Genomic DNA, 17241 nt, shown 5'->3' with positions numbered 1-17241 from the left:
CTGATCTTAAGGTTGAACATGATCGATTGATCTCAAATGCCCTGGCCGACGTTGCGTCAGACAAAAAAGGCGGAGAGTTCTCCGCCTTTTGTCCAGTTTTGATTTTGGGGGATGGGTTATTCAGCCGCTTCTGACGGCAGCTGCTCCGGTACATCGTAAATGTGCCGCAGGATATGGACGCCGGTTCGGGCGACTTCCCGCATTTCGGACGGGTAGTTCTCAGGTGCGTGGGACACCATATCTACAACCTTCTTGAGCAATTTCAGCATGTTCGGTGAATTTGCAATCAAGCGGGCCTGATACTCGATACGGTGTGGATCGCGGTCATATTCAGAACCGGGGACACGCCAGCCGCCCCAGTCGTTTTCATCTGTCTGAACAACAGGGAAGGTGCCAGGATGGGGGTGGTTGCGATTGTCGTCGTCATTGCCCCAGCGATTCTTCGCACGGAAAACACGCCACTGCTCTAGCAATAACTGACTGTCGTCAGAGCTGCGTTGGTTCAGTGTTTCTTCGCTTTGAAGCTCATTGGCGTTAAAGTCGCGTCCAAGACCGACGTCATAGTGAATGCGCAGAGGCTCATCCATGCCCTTGACCCATTGAGGCAGGACGCGCTCGACAAGCGCCCATGTGCCGACAGGTTTTACATAGACTTTCTGATTTTTGTGAAACAGCGCCTTCGCCATTTGCATTCCCCTTGTTTGAGGGCACCATCTCATAATCGAGTTAGAAGGTCGTGAACGCATTCGGAAAAAAAGCGGCTATGCTTGCCGCAACGACACTCTTTTCTCCGGGCGATAGGGTGCTAGTTTCCGTTTACGTAAGACAGAACAATAACAAAAAACAGCAAGACGAGATGAGGAAGCTCCAATGAATTTCGATTTTTCAGAGGATCAGAAGTTTCTGGGTGATCAGGCCCGAAAATTCCTGACTGAAACGTGCTCCATCCCGGAAGTGCGTAAAGTGCTGAATGATGATGACATGGCCTACAACGAAGCCGTCTGGAAAGGCATTGTTGAAATGGGCTGGCTGGGGACAGCGATTCCAGAAGAATTTGGTGGTCTTGGCCTGGGCATGCTTGAGGTGTGCGTTCTGGCCGAAGAGATGGGACGTGTGCTTGCGCCGGTGCCATTTTCATCGACAGTGTATTTTTTTACAGAAGCTGTGAAGCTGGCTGCATCTAATGAGCAAAAACAAGCCATTCTGCCGAAAGTGGCTGAAGGCGACGTCATCGGCGCATGGGCGTTCTCTGAGGGACCGGGTGCTCCGGATGCATCGAACCTGAAAACCAGCTTTGATGGTTCGGTCGTTAACGGCGTCAAAATTCCCGTCACAGATGGTGACATCGCAACGCATGCCATAGTCTTTGCGAAAGAGGGCTCTGGCGCGTCTCTCGTCCTGGTGGACCTCAGCGCAGATGGTGTGACGCGCAAGACGGTCAAGACGCTCGATCCAACACGTTCGCACGCGCAGATCGAATTTAATAATGTGCCGGGCGAGCGTCTCGGTGCGGCAGGTGCGGGCGCGGAGCTCGCTGCGAAAGTTCTGGATCGTGCGGCTGTCCTGCTCGCATTTGAGCAAGTCGGTGGATCAGACGTCGCTGTCGACATGGCGACGGATTATGCGAAAGAACGTTATGCGTTCGGTCGTCCAATCGGTGGCAACCAGGCTATCAAGCACAAGCTTGCTGAAATGTGGGTCAAGAGCCAGGTCGCGCGTTCCAACGCGTATTATGGTGCATGGGCTCTATCCACGGATGCCTCTGAACTGCCGGAAGCCGCCGCTCTGTCACGTGTTTCGGGCTGTGAGTCATTTTGGTTCGCTTCCAAGGAAAACATTCAGACACATGGCGGTATGGGCTTTACCTGGGAGGTTGATTGTCACCTCTTCTATCGCCGTGCGAAGCTTCTGGCCGTGCAGGCCGGTAGCCCGAAACTGTGGAAAGAAAAGCTCGTCTCTGCCCTTGAGCAGAAGAACGCAGCGTAAGAACAGGGAGAGAAACTCATGGACTTCAACGATACCCCAGAAGAAGCAGAATTCCGGGCAGAAGCGAATGCCTTCCTGTCCAAACATCTGAAACCAAAATCAGAAGCGCAGCCACGTGAACGCGGCGAAGAATTTCTGAAGCGGGCAAAAGCCTGGCAGAAAACCAAAGCGCAGGCGGGTTATGCCAATATTACCTGGCCGAAAGAAATTGGCGGCCGCGGTGGTACACCCATGCAGCAGGTTGTCTGGAATCAGGAAGAAGGCAAATTCGATGCGCCCACCGGGCCTTTCCAGATTGGTCTGGGCATGTGCATTCCGACCGTCATTGCTTTTGGATCCGACGAGCACAAAAAGCGCTATGTCCAGAAAGCCCTGATGGGTGAAGAGATCTGGTGCCAGCTGTTTTCTGAGCCGTCTGCCGGTTCTGACGTTGCGGGCCTGAAAACGCGCGCTGTGAAAGATGGTGACGAGTGGGTCATCAACGGCCAGAAGGTGTGGACGTCTGGTGCGCACTATTCCGATTACGGTATTCTTCTGACGCGTACAGATCCGACCGTGCCGAAGCACAAAGGTCTGACTATGTTCATCGTGGATATGAAGCAGGCCGGTGTTGAAGCGCGTCCGATTCACCAGGCATCTGGTGGTCGTGAGTTTAACGAGGTGTATTTCACCGACGTTCGTATTCCGGATTCCGACCGTCTGGGCGAAGTTGGCGCTGGCTGGAAGGTCGCGCTCGTCACACTGATGAACGAGCGTCTTGCCGTCGGTGGTTCGCCAGGTCCGGATTATTCCGAAATCATGGAGTATGCACGTCAGATCGGTATCCTGTCCGACCAGGCATTCCGTGAGAAATTGGCTGACTGGTATGTTGCGGCACAGGGCTACAAGCTGACCAAGTTCCGCACACAAACGGCGCTTTCCAAAGGCGAAACGCCGGGACCAGAGAACTCCATCGGTAAAATTCTAACAGCGAACCAGCTTCAGGACATCTGTAATACCGGCATTGAGCTGCAGGACCATTACGGCATCATCTCTGATGAAGAGCTGGCGCCGATGAAGGCGATCTTCCAGCAAAGCTTCATGTGGGCACCTGGCCTGCGTATCGCTGGTGGTACTGATGAAATTCTGAAGAACATCATCGCCGAACGTGTGCTCGGACTTCCTCAGGATGTCCGCGTCGACAAGGACATCCCGTTTGAAAAGCTGAGAGTCGGCTAGTCAAACAAGGGTACAAAGCGAAACACCCGCATGCATTTGCAGGCGGGTGTTCTCGTGTTCTGTGGAGATGGAATTGTCAGACGAATTCCAGCCCGAAATCGATGGTGTCGCGCCAGGCAACACGCGATTGGGTGTGGATACGGAGCGCAGGCACATCGAGTTGCACATACTCCGGAAGAGGTTCAATGGTCTGGAAACGCATGCGAACGCCGGTGTCGCTGTGATCCAGCACAATACCTCGGCATTTATAGCCTGATGGAAAGGTGATGGTCGCTTCTTTATAGGCAGATTCACGCGATGGACGGGGAATGTAAGCTTTCAGCTCAGCCTCGTCGTCTTCGTGGAAGTCCTCGACCTCTTCTTTGCGTTTTTTCAAGAAACCAAACATCGGATTGTCTCTTTCTGCATCGTTATGCACGGTGAAACATACAAAATAACGCTTTGCTGACGGTTAATGCATTCAGGAGAATTCGGGAAATCGGGAGGAATAGAGTGGATTATTCAGTCAAATTTGAAACTATTCAGGCAGGAGACGTCGCAATACGCGTTGCGGTAGCGGGCGAGGGGCCTTTGGTGCTGTACGTTCACGGCTTCCCGGAAAGCTGGTATTCCTGGCGACATCAGGTCAAGCCAACGGTGGATGCAGGCTTCAAATTTGCAGCGGTTGATGTGACCGGGTATGGCGGTTCGGACAAGCCGCACCCAGTTGAACGATACTCCATGGAAAATCTGACGCGCGATATCGCCAATGTTGCACGCGCGATGTCTCCGGATAAGAAAGTGATTATTGTCGGACATGACTGGGGCGCTCCGATTTCCTGGAACACGGCCCTGCTTTATCCAGATACCGTTAAGGCCGTTGGATGCATGTCCGTCCCTTACACGCCGCCGGGTGATCGCATGTTCCTTGACGTCATCCATGATATTTTCACGCGCCGGGGCAAGTTCTTCTATCAGGTCTATTTTCAGGAAGAGGGTGTCGCAGAGGCGGAACTCGAAGCCAATACACGCGACTCGCTGCGTCGTTTCTATTATGCGCTGTCGGGTGATGCACCAGAGGGCACCTGGCCACTTGATAAGGTCGATGGTGATCCGCTGCTCTATCGCTTGCCGGACCCTGATCCGTTTCCTGCGTGGATGAGCGAAGAGGATCTGGATTATTACGAAGCAGAGTTTCGCAAATCCGGATTTCGTGGGCCGCTGAACCGATATCGTAATCATCAGCGCGATTTCGACTTTCTATCTGCTTTGCCTGACAAGAAAATCTATCAGCCGGCGTTATTCATTGGCGGAACAAGCGACCTCGCTATCAAGATCATGCCGAACTTCGATCCGATGGAAGCCATGGCACCGCATGTCCCGAACCTTGAGGTGGGCGTGATGCTGGAAGGCTGCGGTCACTGGACCCAACAAGAGCGTCCGGACGAGGTGAATGAACACCTGATTCCCTGGCTGAAGGCGCAGTAATTTCAGACGCGTCAGAATATCAGCCTGACGAGCAATAAAAGCGCGAGCCCTATACCGAACAGATAGGTGAAGAGAGCACCGACAAAGCGAAACGGGCTCGCGGCATTCAGTGTCTTACAGGTCAGCATGCCAAAGGCGTGCAGGAAGCGCGCGGCTGTCAGAACGATGATCAGACCAGATGCCAGAAGGCCGAGATCCCGGCCCTGATAGACAAAGCCTGTGACAAGAAACAGCGCCGCGATCGCGCCGATATACTCGGTGGAGTTTGCATGCGCGCGCACGGCTTTCAAAAGCGGGCTGGTTGGGTCGTCATGGACGGCAACACCTTCCCCCGCTTTGCGCCTTGCCATCGAAACCATAAACCCCAGAACAAAGACGAGCAGCGCCAGTAGGCTGACGCAGATCAGAATAAGTGTGTGCACCTGTTTCCCCCGGTTGAATGGAGGTGAGGATGCTGTCCTTAGGAGAGTCTTGCAAGCCGGTTTGATGGGGATAGTGTGCTTCGGTCGAACGACAAGAAATCAATTGGGAGGAAGATATGATTGGTGTGCTCGCAAATATGACTGTTGCTGAAGGCAAGCAGGAAGAGTTTGAAAACGTGGCTCGCGATCTGATGGCAAAGGTGAAAGCCAATGAGCCGGGTTGCCTGATTTACAATCTTTGCAAGAAGCGTGGATCGGAAACGGAATACACCTTTATGGAGCAGTATACAGATGCCGCAGCGCTGGATGCGCACGGCAAGACTGAGTATTTTCAGGCGGCGTTTCCGAAACTCGGCGCGTGTCTGGCAGGCAAGCCGGAACTGATCGTTCTGGACGCTATCCAGTAAACCTCGCCTAGCGGCAGGCAAATGTGCTAGGCTTCCCCTCATAATAAAATGAGGAGGAAGCCATGGCCGACGGGCAGAATACCGGGCTGAAGACCGAAACGAGTTTCAAGACGTTTGTTGAGAGCACGCCGGAAGACTGGGCAATTATTTCAGAACATGCCGCTGAGTTCAGTAAAGGGCTGGCGGACCGTGTGCTGGCGCACCTGAAGCTTCTGGATGGTGATTTTGGCGGCTTTCCCGTCGACCGACTTGAGCATTCGCTCCAAACCGCCACGCGAGCGCACCGCGATGGTCGCGATGAGGAATACGTCGTTTGCGCATTGCTTCATGACATTGGCGATACGCTTGGCAGTTATAACCATCCGGATGTTGCCGCTGCGATCCTGAAGCCCTTTGTCAGCGAGCAAAACCACTGGATGGTTGCTCAGCACGGGGTGTTCCAAGGGTATTATTTCTTCCATCATCTGGGACTGGATCGGAATATGCGCGATCGGTTTCAGGGGCATGAGTGGTATGAGTACACGGCGCAATTCTGCCATCTCTATGACCAGAATGCGTTCGATCCTGAGTATGATTCAGAGCCGCTTGAGTTTTTTGAACCAATGGTCCGCCGCGTTTTCGCGCGACCGAAAAAGTCCATGTACATGAAGGACTAGGCCGAACGCGACCGCTCAACGAAAATCGCCCTGACAAGCTATGTCAGGGCGGTTGTGATTTAGACGTTTTCGCGATTTTTGCGACGTTGTGGTCGAGCGCCCGAACCGCCTTGGCGGTTACCACCGCCCTGACGATTACCTCCGCGGGGAGCCCCATCCCGTTGCCCGCCGCTCTGTTCGGAGCGGTTGTTGCTGGATCGGCGTCGACCACCCGGGCGCCCCTGGCGCTCAGAGTTGCCGGACTCGCTGCGGTCGCCACGTCCTCGCTGAGAACGGCCGCCGCTACTGTTGCCGCCGCGTCCCTGACTATTGCCGCGGAAGCCTCGTGCCCGCTGGTCGCGGTGTGAGCTTGTGTCGATTTCGGACGTAGCAAGGTCGGCCGTGAAGCCATCCGGAAGAGGCTCGCCATCGAGTTTTACATTTGTCAGACGCTCAATGGCGCGCAGCAGATTTCGCTCGGCATCGCAAATCAGAGACACTGCTTCGCCACTGCGGCCGGCGCGGGCCGTTCGGCCAATCCGGTGCACATACTGTTCTGCGACTTCCGGCAGATCAAAGTTGAAGACGTGGCTCACTTCCGGAATGTCGATGCCGCGGGCCGCAACATCCGTCGCGACCAGAATGCAGCACTCACCGTCGCGGAAGGCATTCAGGGCTTTCTGGCGCTGGTTCTGATTCTTGTTACCGTGGATCGCGAGAGCATCAAGATTTGCGCTGTCGAGCTGCTTCACCAGGCGGTTGGCGCCATGCTTGGTACGCGTAAAAACGATCGCGCGAGTAACAGCACGATCTTTCAGAAGCCGCGCGAGTAGAACTGGTTTGTCTTTCTGCTTCAGAAAGTAGGCCGTCTGGGTGACGCGTTCTGCCGTAGAAGAGACAGGCGCAACGGACACTTTCTTTGGATTGGTAAGGAAGTTGCCAGCCAGCGCTTCAATTTCTTTTGGCATGGTTGCTGAAAAGAGCAGCGTCTGACGCTTTTTCGGCAGTGCAGCGGCGATGCGCCGAAGCACGTGAATAAAGCCCATGTCGAGCATCTGATCAGCTTCGTCGAGAACCAGATGGGTAACGTGGTTCAGGGTTACCGCTTTCTGGTTCATCAGGTCTTCCAGGCGGCCGGGTGTCGCAATCAACACGTCGGTGCCGCGCTCGAGATTGCGGATCTGACGGCCAATCGGAACGCCGCCCACGACGACGTTGACTTTTAGTCCAAGGAGCTTGCCGTACTCACGGAACGAATCCGAAATTTGAACAGCCAGTTCGCGTGTTGGCGCAAGAACCAGTCCGCGGACGCTTTTTGCGGGACGATCGCCATCTTTCTGGCTTGCGTTCAGGTGGTGCAGCATAGGTAACGCGAAAGACGCGGTCTTGCCGGTACCTGTCTGAGCAATCCCCAGAAGGTCGTGACCCTCCAGAACGATTGGAATGGATTGAGCCTGAATAGGGGTGGGTGTTTCATAGCCAAGTTCGCCGAGCTGCTTGAGAAGCGGAGCTGCGAGGCCGAGATCAGTAAATACAGTCATATAAGTGCAAACAACATCGAAAGGTCCTCACCTCTAGGTGCGGACCCGCAATGGTCTTTCATGTCGGACGGCCTGCGTGAATTCAGGGCGCTGGGTTCTAATTGTCTTCCAGAGGAAACCCAAAGACGGCGTCCATGTCCGTCTGCGCTTCACGCAGTTCACTCTCATCTTGGGCGATCAGTTTTGATCGCAGAGGGCTGCATGTATGGTGCATTGCGTCATTTGTCAAAGATTTCCTCGAATCTCAGCTTCCCTTGCGCGATCTTGACCGACGCACGGTCTCGCATAGCCTTTCCGTATAGACGTCAAAATGGCGCGATAAGGGAGGACAGGATGCATACGTTGGAAACGGTGAGTGCACAGGAGCTCGTTCGCTTTGAGCTTGAAGACAATATCGCCACGATTACGCTCAATCGGCCAGAAAAGCGCAACGCTCTGAACTTTCAGGCTTACGATGAATTAGAGGCGGCTCTACAGTTCGCAAGCACATACGAAGACGTGCGATGTGTGATTATAACGGGCGCTGACCCGGCCTTTTGTTCTGGTGATGATGTCGGGGAAATTATGGCAGCGCCAAAGCCTGCCAATCCGAAGCCGCTCGTTTCCACCGTTCGCCATCCCGTGACGCCGGCAGCTGCAGCGGCGCTGGCGTGTGAAAAACCCATGATTGCGGCGATTAATGGAGCAGCGATCGGTTGGGGGATGGAATTGGCAATCTTCTGCGACATGCGGATCGCATCAGACAAAGCCAAATTCGGCGAGCTCTTCATCAAGCGCGGTCTGGTCTGCGATGTTGGTGGGTTTTACCGGTTGCCTGCCATCGTTGGTCCGGCCAAAGCTGCAGAGCTTCTTTTTACAGGCGATATATTTGACGGTGCTGAAGCCGAGCGGATCGGTTTTGTCAGCAAAACCGTTCCGCACGAGACGCTTATGGATGAGGCGCGCGCACTGGCCAGTCGAATTGCCAGCAATCCACCTTTAGCGCTTCGCTATATGAAAGAGGGCCTGACCCGTTTTTCCTATGGTGATCCTCAAGAGATCGGGAGTTGGGCGATCGAAACCATTCGCAAGCTGATGCAGACGGAGGATCACAGGGAAGGGGTCGCAAGTTTTATGGAAAAAAGAGAGCCTGTTTTTCGTGGACGGTGATTGTTGAATTCCATTGACCAGAGCGGCGTTTGATACGCCGCTTTTTTTATGGGGCACCTTTACAAAATTTCATGAAGGGATTACCGCGAATGAGAATGATTATCATTATTATTCGGGGAAATCTGAATTATGAAGAGTTTAGCGCTGCTGGTGTCTGCCAGCTTGCTCGCAATCGCCGGTGCATCGGCTCAGGAAGTCACTGAAACCGAGAGCCGCCAGGACGTCGTTATCGTCAAAGGTCAGAAGATAGATCAGGCGCTGACCGATGTGGCCGCTAGTGTTGAGGTCGTTACGGCTGAGGAGATTGCGCGCGAGCCAGTCTCTGATGTCTATGATATTGTTGAGCGCATCCCGAACGTCACCACGTCCTTCGGGGATCTGGGTTTTGCCATTCGTGGCATCGACCAGCGCGGGGTAGGGGGCTCCGGTCGTGGCCAGACGCTCACCGTCTATGTGGATGATGCCTCGCTCGGCAATTACACCACATTCTTTGGCCCGCTCGATTCCTGGGACCTCGACCGCGTTGAGGTCTATCGCGGTCCGCAGTCGACGAATTTCGGACGCAATGCGCTGGCTGGTGCGATCTATGTGCGCACACAGGACCCGACATATGAGCCGGATTTCAAGGCGCGTCTCGAAGCCGGTGAATATGAAACCTATCAGGTGGCGGCAGCTGGCGGAGGCGCAATCATTGAAGACAAGCTTGCCTATCGTGTTTCGGGCCAGTACCGCGAAAGCGACGGCTTTATTGAGAACATTTATCACGATGAAGCGGCCGATCCGACAGAAGTAACATCGGGGCGTCTGAAGCTCCTCTTCGAGCCGACGGAGGCGATCTCGATTCTCTCCACAACGTCTTATACCGAGAACTTTGCAGGTGAAGATGGCGTACCAGCAGTGGGCGCGTTTGATCGCGAAGCCAATTATGATGTGTTGGGCCGCGAAGGAACGGAAACTTTCCTGCAATCCATCAACGCGACGTGGCGGATCAGTGATCAGGTCGAGCTGCAATCCATCACCGCCTATCAGACCACCGATTATACCCGCCTTGAGGATTATGACGTCACTCCGGCGCCGATCTCCAGCCTTGATCGCGTAGGTGAAGATCGGTCCATTTCTGAAGAGCTACGTCTCAAATATCAGGGCGATAAGCTTCAGGCGGTCCTTGGCGCTTATTACACGGATGCGTCGACAGACTATACTGACAGCTATTCTCTGCCGCTCTCTTTTGTGTATCCGCAGCTTCCGGTCGATAACCTCGTCTCGCGTGAGGCTTACATTAAATATGGCGCAGAAAACTATGCGTTTTTTCTGGATGGCGAATATGACCTGAGCGACACGCTCTCCGTCCTGTTCGGCGTACGCTACGACAATGAAACGCAGACGAATGATGGCGTGGCTGACACGCAGATCCTTGGTACTCTGCCGCCTCTGCCTCCGGAAATCCTGGCGCTTCTCGAATCCCAGACTGGTGTGATCGAGGAATACAGCGAGACCGAATACGACGCCTTCCTGCCAAAGCTTGGCCTGCGCTGGGCGGCAACGCCTGAAACCACGCTCGCTTTCGTTGTCCAAAAAGCCTATCGCGCGGGCGGGTCAGAGATTTCAGCGCTCGACGCCTCGCTCAATTATTATGAGCCGGAATATCTCTGGAATTATGAGGCTTCCTCACGCTCGGTCTTTATGGATGGGCGCCTGCGCTGGAACAATAATATCTACTACGCAGACTGGACTGACCAGCAGGTTTCCATGCCGGTATCACCGTTGACGCCGAACATCTACACCACGCTCAATGCCGGAGAATCGACGATTTACGGCTTTGAGACGGACCTCAGCTATCAGGTTTCGTCAGCCGTCTCTGTGTATGGCGCTGCCGGGTATGCGCATACAGAATTCGATGAATTCCTCAATTTCGAAGGCAATAACTTCCCATTTGCGCCTGAGGTCACCGCCAATATCGGCTTTGATTATGAAGGTGATGGCCCGGTCTTTGGTGGCCTGGATATCAGCTATCAGGGCTCATCCTATTCGGATCAGGAAAACAGCCCGGAAAACGAAAATGGCGAACGTACACTCGTCAATGGCCGGATCGGCTATAAAGTGAGCGACAACATTCGCCTCTCGCTGATTGGTCGGAACCTGTTTGACGAAGACTATTATACCTTCCAGAACCGAGATGGCCTTGGCGGGTTCTCCCGCATCGGGGATCCGCGCGTCGTCTCTATTCGCCTTGACGCAGACTTCTAGAGGAATGGTTCTTTGATCGCAGCCACTACCGCCATCACCACATCACTTGTTGGGCTCGTCAGTTTAAGACGGGCCTGGCAGCGCGATGTCGGAATGAAAGCCCTCTGGATGGTGGGTGGCTGGTTCCTTCTGGCGCTCTCTCTTTTGTGTTTCTCGCTTTGGCTTGGAGGGGAGGTCGGCGTTCCGGTGGCGCTGGCCTTTGTCAGTACGGCGGCGCTCTGCCTTGTGGCAACAAATGTAAAATGGCGTGAGACGCGGGGGGCAAAACGCAGGACTGGCGTGATTGATCCGTCAGACCGCAAAAGCCGTGTCTGGCGCGGCTTGGTGCGTACGCTGCTGGCTGGCCCGCTTTCAGGACTAGCCGCGATTGGTGTTGGCGTTGCATTAGCCGTTCGATTGCCTTTGCAAGAAGTTGATCGCGTTGCAATTGGCGGTCTTGCCGTGCCCGTTATCTGGGCGGCTGGCATGGCCTGGACGCTGGCTGACGACAAGATCATCCGCGCCAGTCTCGTCCTGATCGTCGTTTCTGCGGTCTGTTATGCCATTGCCTTTTTGCCTGTCTGAGAAATCCTATGTCGAAATCCATCTGGCCGAAAATTCCATCGAAGTTTGTCAGCTCCATGTTGGCCGGGCATTCCGCGCTCGGACTCGCCTTTGCTGCGCTCATGTACGTACTTTGCATTTCCGGCACCTTGCTGGTTTTGACCGACGAGATAGTGCGTTGGGATAATCCGGACACGCCGGCCATGGTGTCCGCAACTCCGGAAACTCTGGCAAAAGCAGTCGATGCCGGCATTGCGGTGGCGGCTGAGCATGGCACGAATGACTATGTGGTCGTCAGCGCGCCAACACCTGCGACGCCCTACATCAATGTGCGGTTCGTCGACTTCACAACGGGGTTTGAGAAGCACTATCTGGCAGACGCGGATGGAAATCTCGTTTCTGAACGTCGCGAAGGCGTGCAGCATTTTCTCGAGCATCTGCATATTTATCTGCATATGCCGCGGACCATTGGGCTTTTTCTGGTCGGACTGTCGGGGGTCGCTTTGCTGGCTAGCGTGGTGTCCGGTGTTTTCTCACATCCACGCATTTTTCGTGACGCGTTTTCCTTTCGTCGTGGTGGCTCGCGGCGTACGCAGGAGGCCGACTTTCATAACCGCCTGAGTGTCTGGGGATTACCTTTTCATCTGGTTGTGCCGCTGACAGGCGCGCTTCTCGGGCTTTCCACGCTCATTCTGGGCGTGCTCGCCATAGCAGCATTTGATGGAGATATGGAGCGTGCGCGCAGCGTTGTCGCCGGGCCATCAATCATGGCGGATGACACACCGGTTGATGTGGAAACGCCTGTCGTACCTGCCTTGACGGCGCTACTGGAAGAGCATCCCGATGCAACGCTCTCGCGGATCGGTTTGCGCCGCATTGGTACGGAAGGGCAAAGCCTGATGTTCGCTCTTTCCATGCCAGATGATCTGACTCTAACGGAGCAATACACTTATGATGTACGCGGTGAATTTGTGGGCGTGCGTGGATTCGCTGATGGTCCGGTCGGGGCGCAGGTGGTGGCAGCTCTCGGCCCCCTCCATTTTGGATGGTTTGGCGGCTGGCCGGTTAAAGTGCTCTATTTGGCACTTGGTCTTGGTCTGACCGCCATCATCTCCAGCGGTGTTGCGATCTGGGCCGCTCGTCGGGATGACAAGGGCCGCGCTGTCCCACGCTGGCTGAACGCCTGGTATGGCCTCGTCTGGGGCCAGCCAATTATCTATACGCTAATCGCTGGTTTCTTTTTGTTCGGCATACATCCGTCGGACGTTGCGCTGTACGTTGTTTTGACGCTGCTTTCCGTGTTGCCAGGGCTGACAACGCTTTCGGGACTGCTGATCTCGCGCCTGATGCGGTTATGTCTGTCGGTGCTGCTGATTGCGCTTGTGGTGTCTCATGTCGTGGTGTGGGGGATTATACCGGATGATGTCATCGCGACAGTGTTGAATGTCGCTCTGCTGGCAACAGCGGTCCTGCTGATCACCTCAGTGCGTGCGTTTCCATTTCGGAGGGCTGAACCTTTGATCCAGCGCAATGTCGCGCCTGGTGAATAAGCGTTGAAACAAAAAAGGCGGCTGTTGATAGCCGCCTTTTTCTCGCATTTGTTGCGAGCGCCTTAGCCGCCTGTCGCTTCTTTGATCAGGTTGATAAAGTTGCCTGTGTGGCCGCCACCTTGCTCAAAGTGAGTCATGGTGGAGTCATCGGTGATCTGATCCCATTTCGCAGCAACGGCTTCGGCGGTCAGAGCATCACCCGTACCCACGAATGCGCCTTTGGTCTCGCGGATCTGAGACATGGAGAAAGCACCAGCAGCTGCGGAGAGAACCATGCCAGTTGGTGCGTCTTCCTTGACGAGGTTCATCACGCCTGGTGTGACGTATTCAGGCTTCAGCGCTTCCAGCATTGCTGGTGGCATGATGCTTTCAGTCATGCGCGTTGCAGCAACCGGGCAGACCGCGTTACATTTGATGTTGTACTTCGCACCTTCCTGCTTGATGGAGTTCATGAAGCCAACCAGGCCGAGCTTTGCTGCACCGTAATTGGTCTGGCCGAAATTGCCGTACAGGCCGGTTGAAGAGGTCGTGACGACCAGGCGGCCGTATTGCTGCTCTTTCATGATTTCCCAAGCCGCCTTGATTGGCTTCACAGAGCCCATCAGATGAACGTCGACGACGAGTTCAAAATCATCCATGCCCATTTTTGTGAAGGACTTGTCGCGCAGAATGCCAGCGTTGGCGATGATGATGTCAATGCGACCGAACTCATTCATCGTATCGTCGATCATCTTCTGGACGCCCTTGTCATCCGTGACCGACGATCCGTTAGCGATGGCCTTGCCGCCAAGCGCCTTGATCTCTTCGACGACCTTTTCTGCGGCTTCAGAATTGCCACCGGAACCGTCAACCGAACCGCCGAGGTCGTTGACGACAACATTGGCACCGCGGCGCGCAAGTTCGAGTGCGTGGCAACGGCCAAGACCACCGCCGGCGCCCGTGACGATTGCGGTTTTTCCATCAAATCGAATCTCGGACATAAATTTTCCTTCCTTGTGGATGACGTCCCGATTGTGTCGTTCTTATAATAGACCCAGCTATGCAACATTGCGGGTCTCGAACGTCAATATTGACGTAGGGAGAAAGTGCTAGTGACCTATCACTTTCGAGAGGACTCATAGAAGGCGATGGCCGCAGCGTTGGACGCGTTCAGGCTTTCCATGTCACTTGTGATCGGGATCTTGGCGATACAGGCGCAGGCATTCGCTACCCCCTGACGAAGGCCAGAGCCTTCTGCGCCGATGACAATCGCAAGCTTTTCACAGCCCGAGACTGCTTCCGCCAGAAGCATGTCGCCGGCACCATCCAGCCCAACAGTATGAAAGCCCGCCTCGTTCAGGGCTTCAATCGCGCGGGAAATATTGACGACACGGACTTCCCGTACGGTTTCAATCGCTCCGGCCGCAGTTTTGAGCGCAATACCCGTGAGGGGTGGTACGTTCCGCGTCTGCAGGACAGCGGCGCTGAACCCGAATGCAGAGGCGGAGCGGAAAATCGCGCCGATATTATGGGGATCCGTCAGCTGGTCGAAGACAACGATACGATTTTCGTCCAATATATCGTCGATGGTCAGATCGGGCAGGGGGGCGACGAGCGCCGCGATTCCCTGATGAACCGAATCGCGCGGCAGAAGATGGTCGATATCTTTCGGGGACATCTCTTCGACAGTGATCTGACGGGAAGAAATGTCTGGCAGACGCGTCATTGCGTTGCGCGTTGCAACCAGGCGCAGGAATTTTCGGCGCTTGTTCGCCAGGGCAGCGGAAACAGCGTGGGTTCCCCAGAGCCAGATTTCGTCTGATGGCATATTCCGGTCAGACTTTTTTGCATTCTTGTGAAATGGACGGTTGCGTCCGCTATTCTTCGTCACTATAAGACCGCTTCCGAGTTGATTGGCCGAATGAATTTTCGTCTTATTGGACCGGGACATTACCGTCGTCAAACTGACAATTGGTTTTGAGGCGGAGGGGTGGCCGAGTGGTTAAAGGCAGCAGACTGTAAATCTGCCCGCATAGCGTACGCTGGTTCGAATCCAGCCCCCTCCACCATTTGCGACGGTAGAATTGATCCAGAGGATCAATTTTCCACGCAAATTGTATTTGATTTTTGCCTCACGCCGCGCAGCGGCTCCGGCAGGCGGGCTAAAGCCCGGCGGCAGGTCTGCCGTAGAATGTTAGTGATCTGTATTCAGATGGCTTCCGGTTGTGAACGCCGCTCCATTTCATTTCGCGAAAAACAAGCGCAATTCCTAGCGGATATTTTCAAATAATCTTTAAAAAACAACGTCTGGACACGAAAGTTCTGGCGTCTCGGCGCGGTTTCGCTTTCAATCCCGTATCTAAACGACAGACTTTGCCATGCTGCCGAGAAAGGATGAAAGCTGATGCCAAACTATCCTGAAAAGAAATCAACTCAGCTGGAAATTCGGCTCACGCACTCAAAAAAGTCGAGCTTTATGAAGGCTTGTGAAGAGAATGGTGTGACTGCCAGTGAAGTCCTCAGAGAGTTCATTGATGCTTATCTTCGTCGTTCCCGCAGCATGAAACTTAAAAATCTTGCAAAGGATGTTGCGATGAAACTTATCAGAAATCCGGTGAAAACAGGCATAGGGAGCTCACTGGCCGTTTTGGCAGGGCTGACAGCATCAGTCTTGCTACCAGGAACGAGTGTGGCTGAGGGGCAGTATGTGCAACCGCTGAATTACCCAAAACAAGCGGTTTACCCAAAAGAGCTGGCCCAGAAAGGGGTAGAAGGAAAGTGCGAGGTTAGATTCTCTGTCGATGCGCAGGGGGTTGTTGAACCCGGTGCGAAGGCGGATTGCACGCATGAGGGATTTGTCCGGTCAGCCGAGAACGCCGTCTATTCACTCCAGTTTGAGCCGCGCATGAAGAATGGGAAGCCAGTGCGCATGCCCAATGTTGTTTATCCGTTCGAGTTTTTAATGAGCTACGAGCCGCAGGCCGAGAAAAAAGATTTCAGGCCTTGAAACTTTATCGGCACAGATGAGATATTACTCTTGACGTCACTGGCGCTTCGCGCGAGTAACGTCGGCTCTCTGAGCGGGTATAGTTCAATGGTAGAACGGCAGCCTTCCAAGCACACGTTTTTCCAATTGAATCAATGATTTGGTTATCAGACATGCTCGTTTTTTCTCCTTTTTAATCAAAACATTGTTCGCACGTTTAATACAGTCTCGGCATCGCAGTATGTGTCGATAATCTTCTCCACTTCGGAGACAGACCAAGCCATTTGCTTTGCAATGTCATAGACGCTCATTCCGCGAGCCATGGCGTAGGTGACAGCCGATCCGCGCAGGTCGTATGTGCGGCGATCGATCTTCAATCGTTTGGCATGCTTCTGAATGGCTTGTGACAAGGCGTCCGTGCCGCTCCATGGCGTCCCTTTGGCGGTGGTCAGGACATAGACGGAATCGCGCGGAATGCGGTCAATCAGCATGTTGAGGCGTTCCGCACGCGGGATTACGGCAGATATCTGAAACTTTGACTTGCTGGTTGGCTTCACGACTCGGTCTGATTTCACCTCGTTCCACATCAGCGAAACGGCATCGACGGGACGAAGGCCAGTCAGGAATAATAGCTCAAACGCATTCTTGATGTGTTGCGAAATCTTATCATCACCGAGAAAGCGCGAGACCTCGTGTGGCATCCATATTTCTTCTGCATGCTGTCGGGGTGCGGTCAGTTTCCCCATGCTGGTGATCGGATTGCGTGCAATATGCTCCTCATCCACCGCCCATGAGAGAAGTCTGGAAAAGACCTGAATGAACATGTCAGCCTTGCGCGGTGTGTCGGCCATCGTGTCACGGTATTCTCGGACCTCGGAGCGAAACCCCCGGCGCTCGATCTGAGCAAAGGTGCATGCACCAAAACGCGGCAGGATCAGGTCAAAATGCGCGTTCCAATTCCGCCGGGTGCTGGCGGCAATATTCTGATAGGCGGCGCTGTTTTTGTATCGGTACACTAACCAATTCAGGCGCCCGCGCGCCGGTGCGCCCTTTTTGCGCTCCAGGTACGCTGCGGCGATCCTCTCCGCCTGCTCCGCCTCTATGCGTTCAC

General features: G+C 54.3%; 17 protein-coding genes and 1 tRNA gene. 11 read left to right on the top strand and 7 right to left on the bottom strand.

Annotated elements, in window-relative coordinates:
* Nucleotides 1–116: 116 nt before the first annotated feature.
* Nucleotides 117–686: a hypothetical protein gene (locus tag ACFQDM_RS07345; protein ID WP_377377441.1), complete on the bottom strand. Its 570-nt coding sequence runs from the start codon at nucleotides 684–686 to the stop codon at nucleotides 117–119.
* 184 nt (nucleotides 687–870) lie between these two features.
* Here ACFQDM_RS07345 and ACFQDM_RS07340 point away from each other — a divergent pair, with 184 nt between their 5' ends.
* Nucleotides 871–1986 (top strand): acyl-CoA dehydrogenase family protein, encoded by a 1116-nt coding sequence (locus ACFQDM_RS07340; RefSeq protein ID WP_377377438.1) that lies wholly within the window; start codon nucleotides 871–873, stop codon nucleotides 1984–1986.
* 18 nt (nucleotides 1987–2004) lie between these two features.
* The gene (locus tag ACFQDM_RS07335; protein ID WP_377377436.1) at nucleotides 2005–3204 is read left to right on the top strand and encodes an acyl-CoA dehydrogenase family protein; all 1200 of its coding nucleotides are present in this window, start codon (nucleotides 2005–2007) and stop codon (nucleotides 3202–3204) included.
* 76 nt (nucleotides 3205–3280) lie between these two features.
* Here the strand turns inward: ACFQDM_RS07335 and ACFQDM_RS07330 are convergent, their stop codons facing one another.
* Nucleotides 3281–3580 (bottom strand): hypothetical protein, encoded by a 300-nt coding sequence (locus tag ACFQDM_RS07330; protein WP_377377433.1) that lies wholly within the window; start codon nucleotides 3578–3580, stop codon nucleotides 3281–3283.
* 116 nt (nucleotides 3581–3696) lie between these two features.
* Here ACFQDM_RS07330 and ACFQDM_RS07325 point away from each other — a divergent pair, with 116 nt between their 5' ends.
* Complete coding sequence (locus ACFQDM_RS07325; protein ID WP_377377431.1) at nucleotides 3697–4671, top strand: alpha/beta fold hydrolase; 975 nt, start codon at nucleotides 3697–3699, stop codon at nucleotides 4669–4671.
* Nucleotides 4672–4682: 11 nt separating this feature from the next.
* Here ACFQDM_RS07325 and ACFQDM_RS07320 read toward each other — a convergent pair whose 3' ends face one another.
* Nucleotides 4683–5093: an MAPEG family protein gene (locus ACFQDM_RS07320; RefSeq protein ID WP_377377428.1), complete on the bottom strand. Its 411-nt coding sequence runs from the start codon at nucleotides 5091–5093 to the stop codon at nucleotides 4683–4685.
* 116 nt (nucleotides 5094–5209) lie between these two features.
* On the opposite strand from ACFQDM_RS07320, the gene ACFQDM_RS07315 reads away from it, so the two are divergent.
* Together ACFQDM_RS07315 and ACFQDM_RS07310 are read left to right on the top strand one after the other, a co-directional pair.
* On the top strand, nucleotides 5210–5500 hold the full coding sequence (locus ACFQDM_RS07315; RefSeq protein ID WP_377377425.1) for a putative quinol monooxygenase: 291 nt from the start codon (nucleotides 5210–5212) through the stop codon (nucleotides 5498–5500).
* A gap of 62 nt (nucleotides 5501–5562) precedes the next feature.
* On the top strand, nucleotides 5563–6156 hold the full coding sequence (locus ACFQDM_RS07310) for an HD domain-containing protein (protein ID WP_377377422.1): 594 nt from the start codon (nucleotides 5563–5565) through the stop codon (nucleotides 6154–6156).
* A gap of 59 nt (nucleotides 6157–6215) precedes the next feature.
* Here the strand turns inward: ACFQDM_RS07310 and ACFQDM_RS07305 are convergent, their stop codons facing one another.
* Nucleotides 6216–7676 carry a DEAD/DEAH box helicase gene (locus ACFQDM_RS07305; protein WP_377377419.1) on the bottom strand — a complete coding sequence of 487 codons (1461 nt, stop codon included), beginning with the start codon at nucleotides 7674–7676 and terminating at the stop codon, nucleotides 6216–6218.
* 333 nt (nucleotides 7677–8009) lie between these two features.
* Here ACFQDM_RS07305 and ACFQDM_RS07300 point away from each other — a divergent pair, with 333 nt between their 5' ends.
* The 4 genes from ACFQDM_RS07300 to ACFQDM_RS07285 all read left to right on the top strand — a co-directional run bounded on the left by ACFQDM_RS07300 (nucleotide 8010) and on the right by ACFQDM_RS07285 (nucleotide 13165).
* Nucleotides 8010–8825 (top strand): enoyl-CoA hydratase/isomerase family protein, encoded by an 816-nt coding sequence (locus ACFQDM_RS07300; protein ID WP_377377416.1) that lies wholly within the window; start codon nucleotides 8010–8012, stop codon nucleotides 8823–8825.
* Nucleotides 8826–8954: 129 nt separating this feature from the next.
* Complete coding sequence (locus ACFQDM_RS07295) at nucleotides 8955–11072, top strand: TonB-dependent receptor (RefSeq protein ID WP_377377413.1); 2118 nt, start codon at nucleotides 8955–8957, stop codon at nucleotides 11070–11072.
* A 12-nt stretch (nucleotides 11073–11084) separates the two neighbouring features.
* Nucleotides 11085–11636, top strand: coding sequence for a hypothetical protein (locus ACFQDM_RS07290; protein WP_377377410.1), 552 nt, complete (start codon nucleotides 11085–11087; stop codon nucleotides 11634–11636).
* Between the two features lie 8 nt (nucleotides 11637–11644).
* On the top strand, nucleotides 11645–13165 hold the full coding sequence (locus ACFQDM_RS07285; RefSeq protein WP_377377401.1) for a PepSY-associated TM helix domain-containing protein: 1521 nt from the start codon (nucleotides 11645–11647) through the stop codon (nucleotides 13163–13165).
* A 62-nt stretch (nucleotides 13166–13227) separates the two neighbouring features.
* Here ACFQDM_RS07285 and ACFQDM_RS07280 read toward each other — a convergent pair whose 3' ends face one another.
* Nucleotides 13228–14145 carry an SDR family NAD(P)-dependent oxidoreductase gene (locus ACFQDM_RS07280; RefSeq protein ID WP_377377398.1) on the bottom strand — a complete coding sequence of 306 codons (918 nt, stop codon included), beginning with the start codon at nucleotides 14143–14145 and terminating at the stop codon, nucleotides 13228–13230.
* A gap of 119 nt (nucleotides 14146–14264) precedes the next feature.
* Complete coding sequence (rlmB, locus tag ACFQDM_RS07275; RefSeq protein ID WP_377377395.1) at nucleotides 14265–15035, bottom strand: 23S rRNA (guanosine(2251)-2'-O)-methyltransferase RlmB; 771 nt, start codon at nucleotides 15033–15035, stop codon at nucleotides 14265–14267.
* 93 nt (nucleotides 15036–15128) lie between these two features.
* On the opposite strand from rlmB, the gene ACFQDM_RS07270 reads away from it, so the two are divergent.
* Nucleotides 15129–15213 (top strand) — tRNA-Tyr (locus tag ACFQDM_RS07270).
* 335 nt (nucleotides 15214–15548) lie between these two features.
* Nucleotides 15549–16151 carry an energy transducer TonB gene (locus ACFQDM_RS07265; protein ID WP_377377392.1) on the top strand — a complete coding sequence of 201 codons (603 nt, stop codon included), beginning with the start codon at nucleotides 15549–15551 and terminating at the stop codon, nucleotides 16149–16151.
* Between the two features lie 176 nt (nucleotides 16152–16327).
* Here the strand turns inward: ACFQDM_RS07265 and ACFQDM_RS07260 are convergent, their stop codons facing one another.
* Nucleotides 16328–17146: a tyrosine-type recombinase/integrase gene (locus tag ACFQDM_RS07260; protein ID WP_377377389.1), complete on the bottom strand. Its 819-nt coding sequence runs from the start codon at nucleotides 17144–17146 to the stop codon at nucleotides 16328–16330.
* Nucleotides 17147–17241: the final 95 nt, after the last annotated feature.

Origin of the sequence: Ponticaulis profundi, from assembly GCF_042659465.1 — a bacterium.
Taxonomy (GTDB): Bacteria; Pseudomonadota; Alphaproteobacteria; order Caulobacterales; family Hyphomonadaceae; genus Ponticaulis; species Ponticaulis profundi.
The sequence above is the reverse complement of the archived record's forward strand: the minus strand, read 5'-3'. Positions and strand labels throughout refer to the sequence as shown.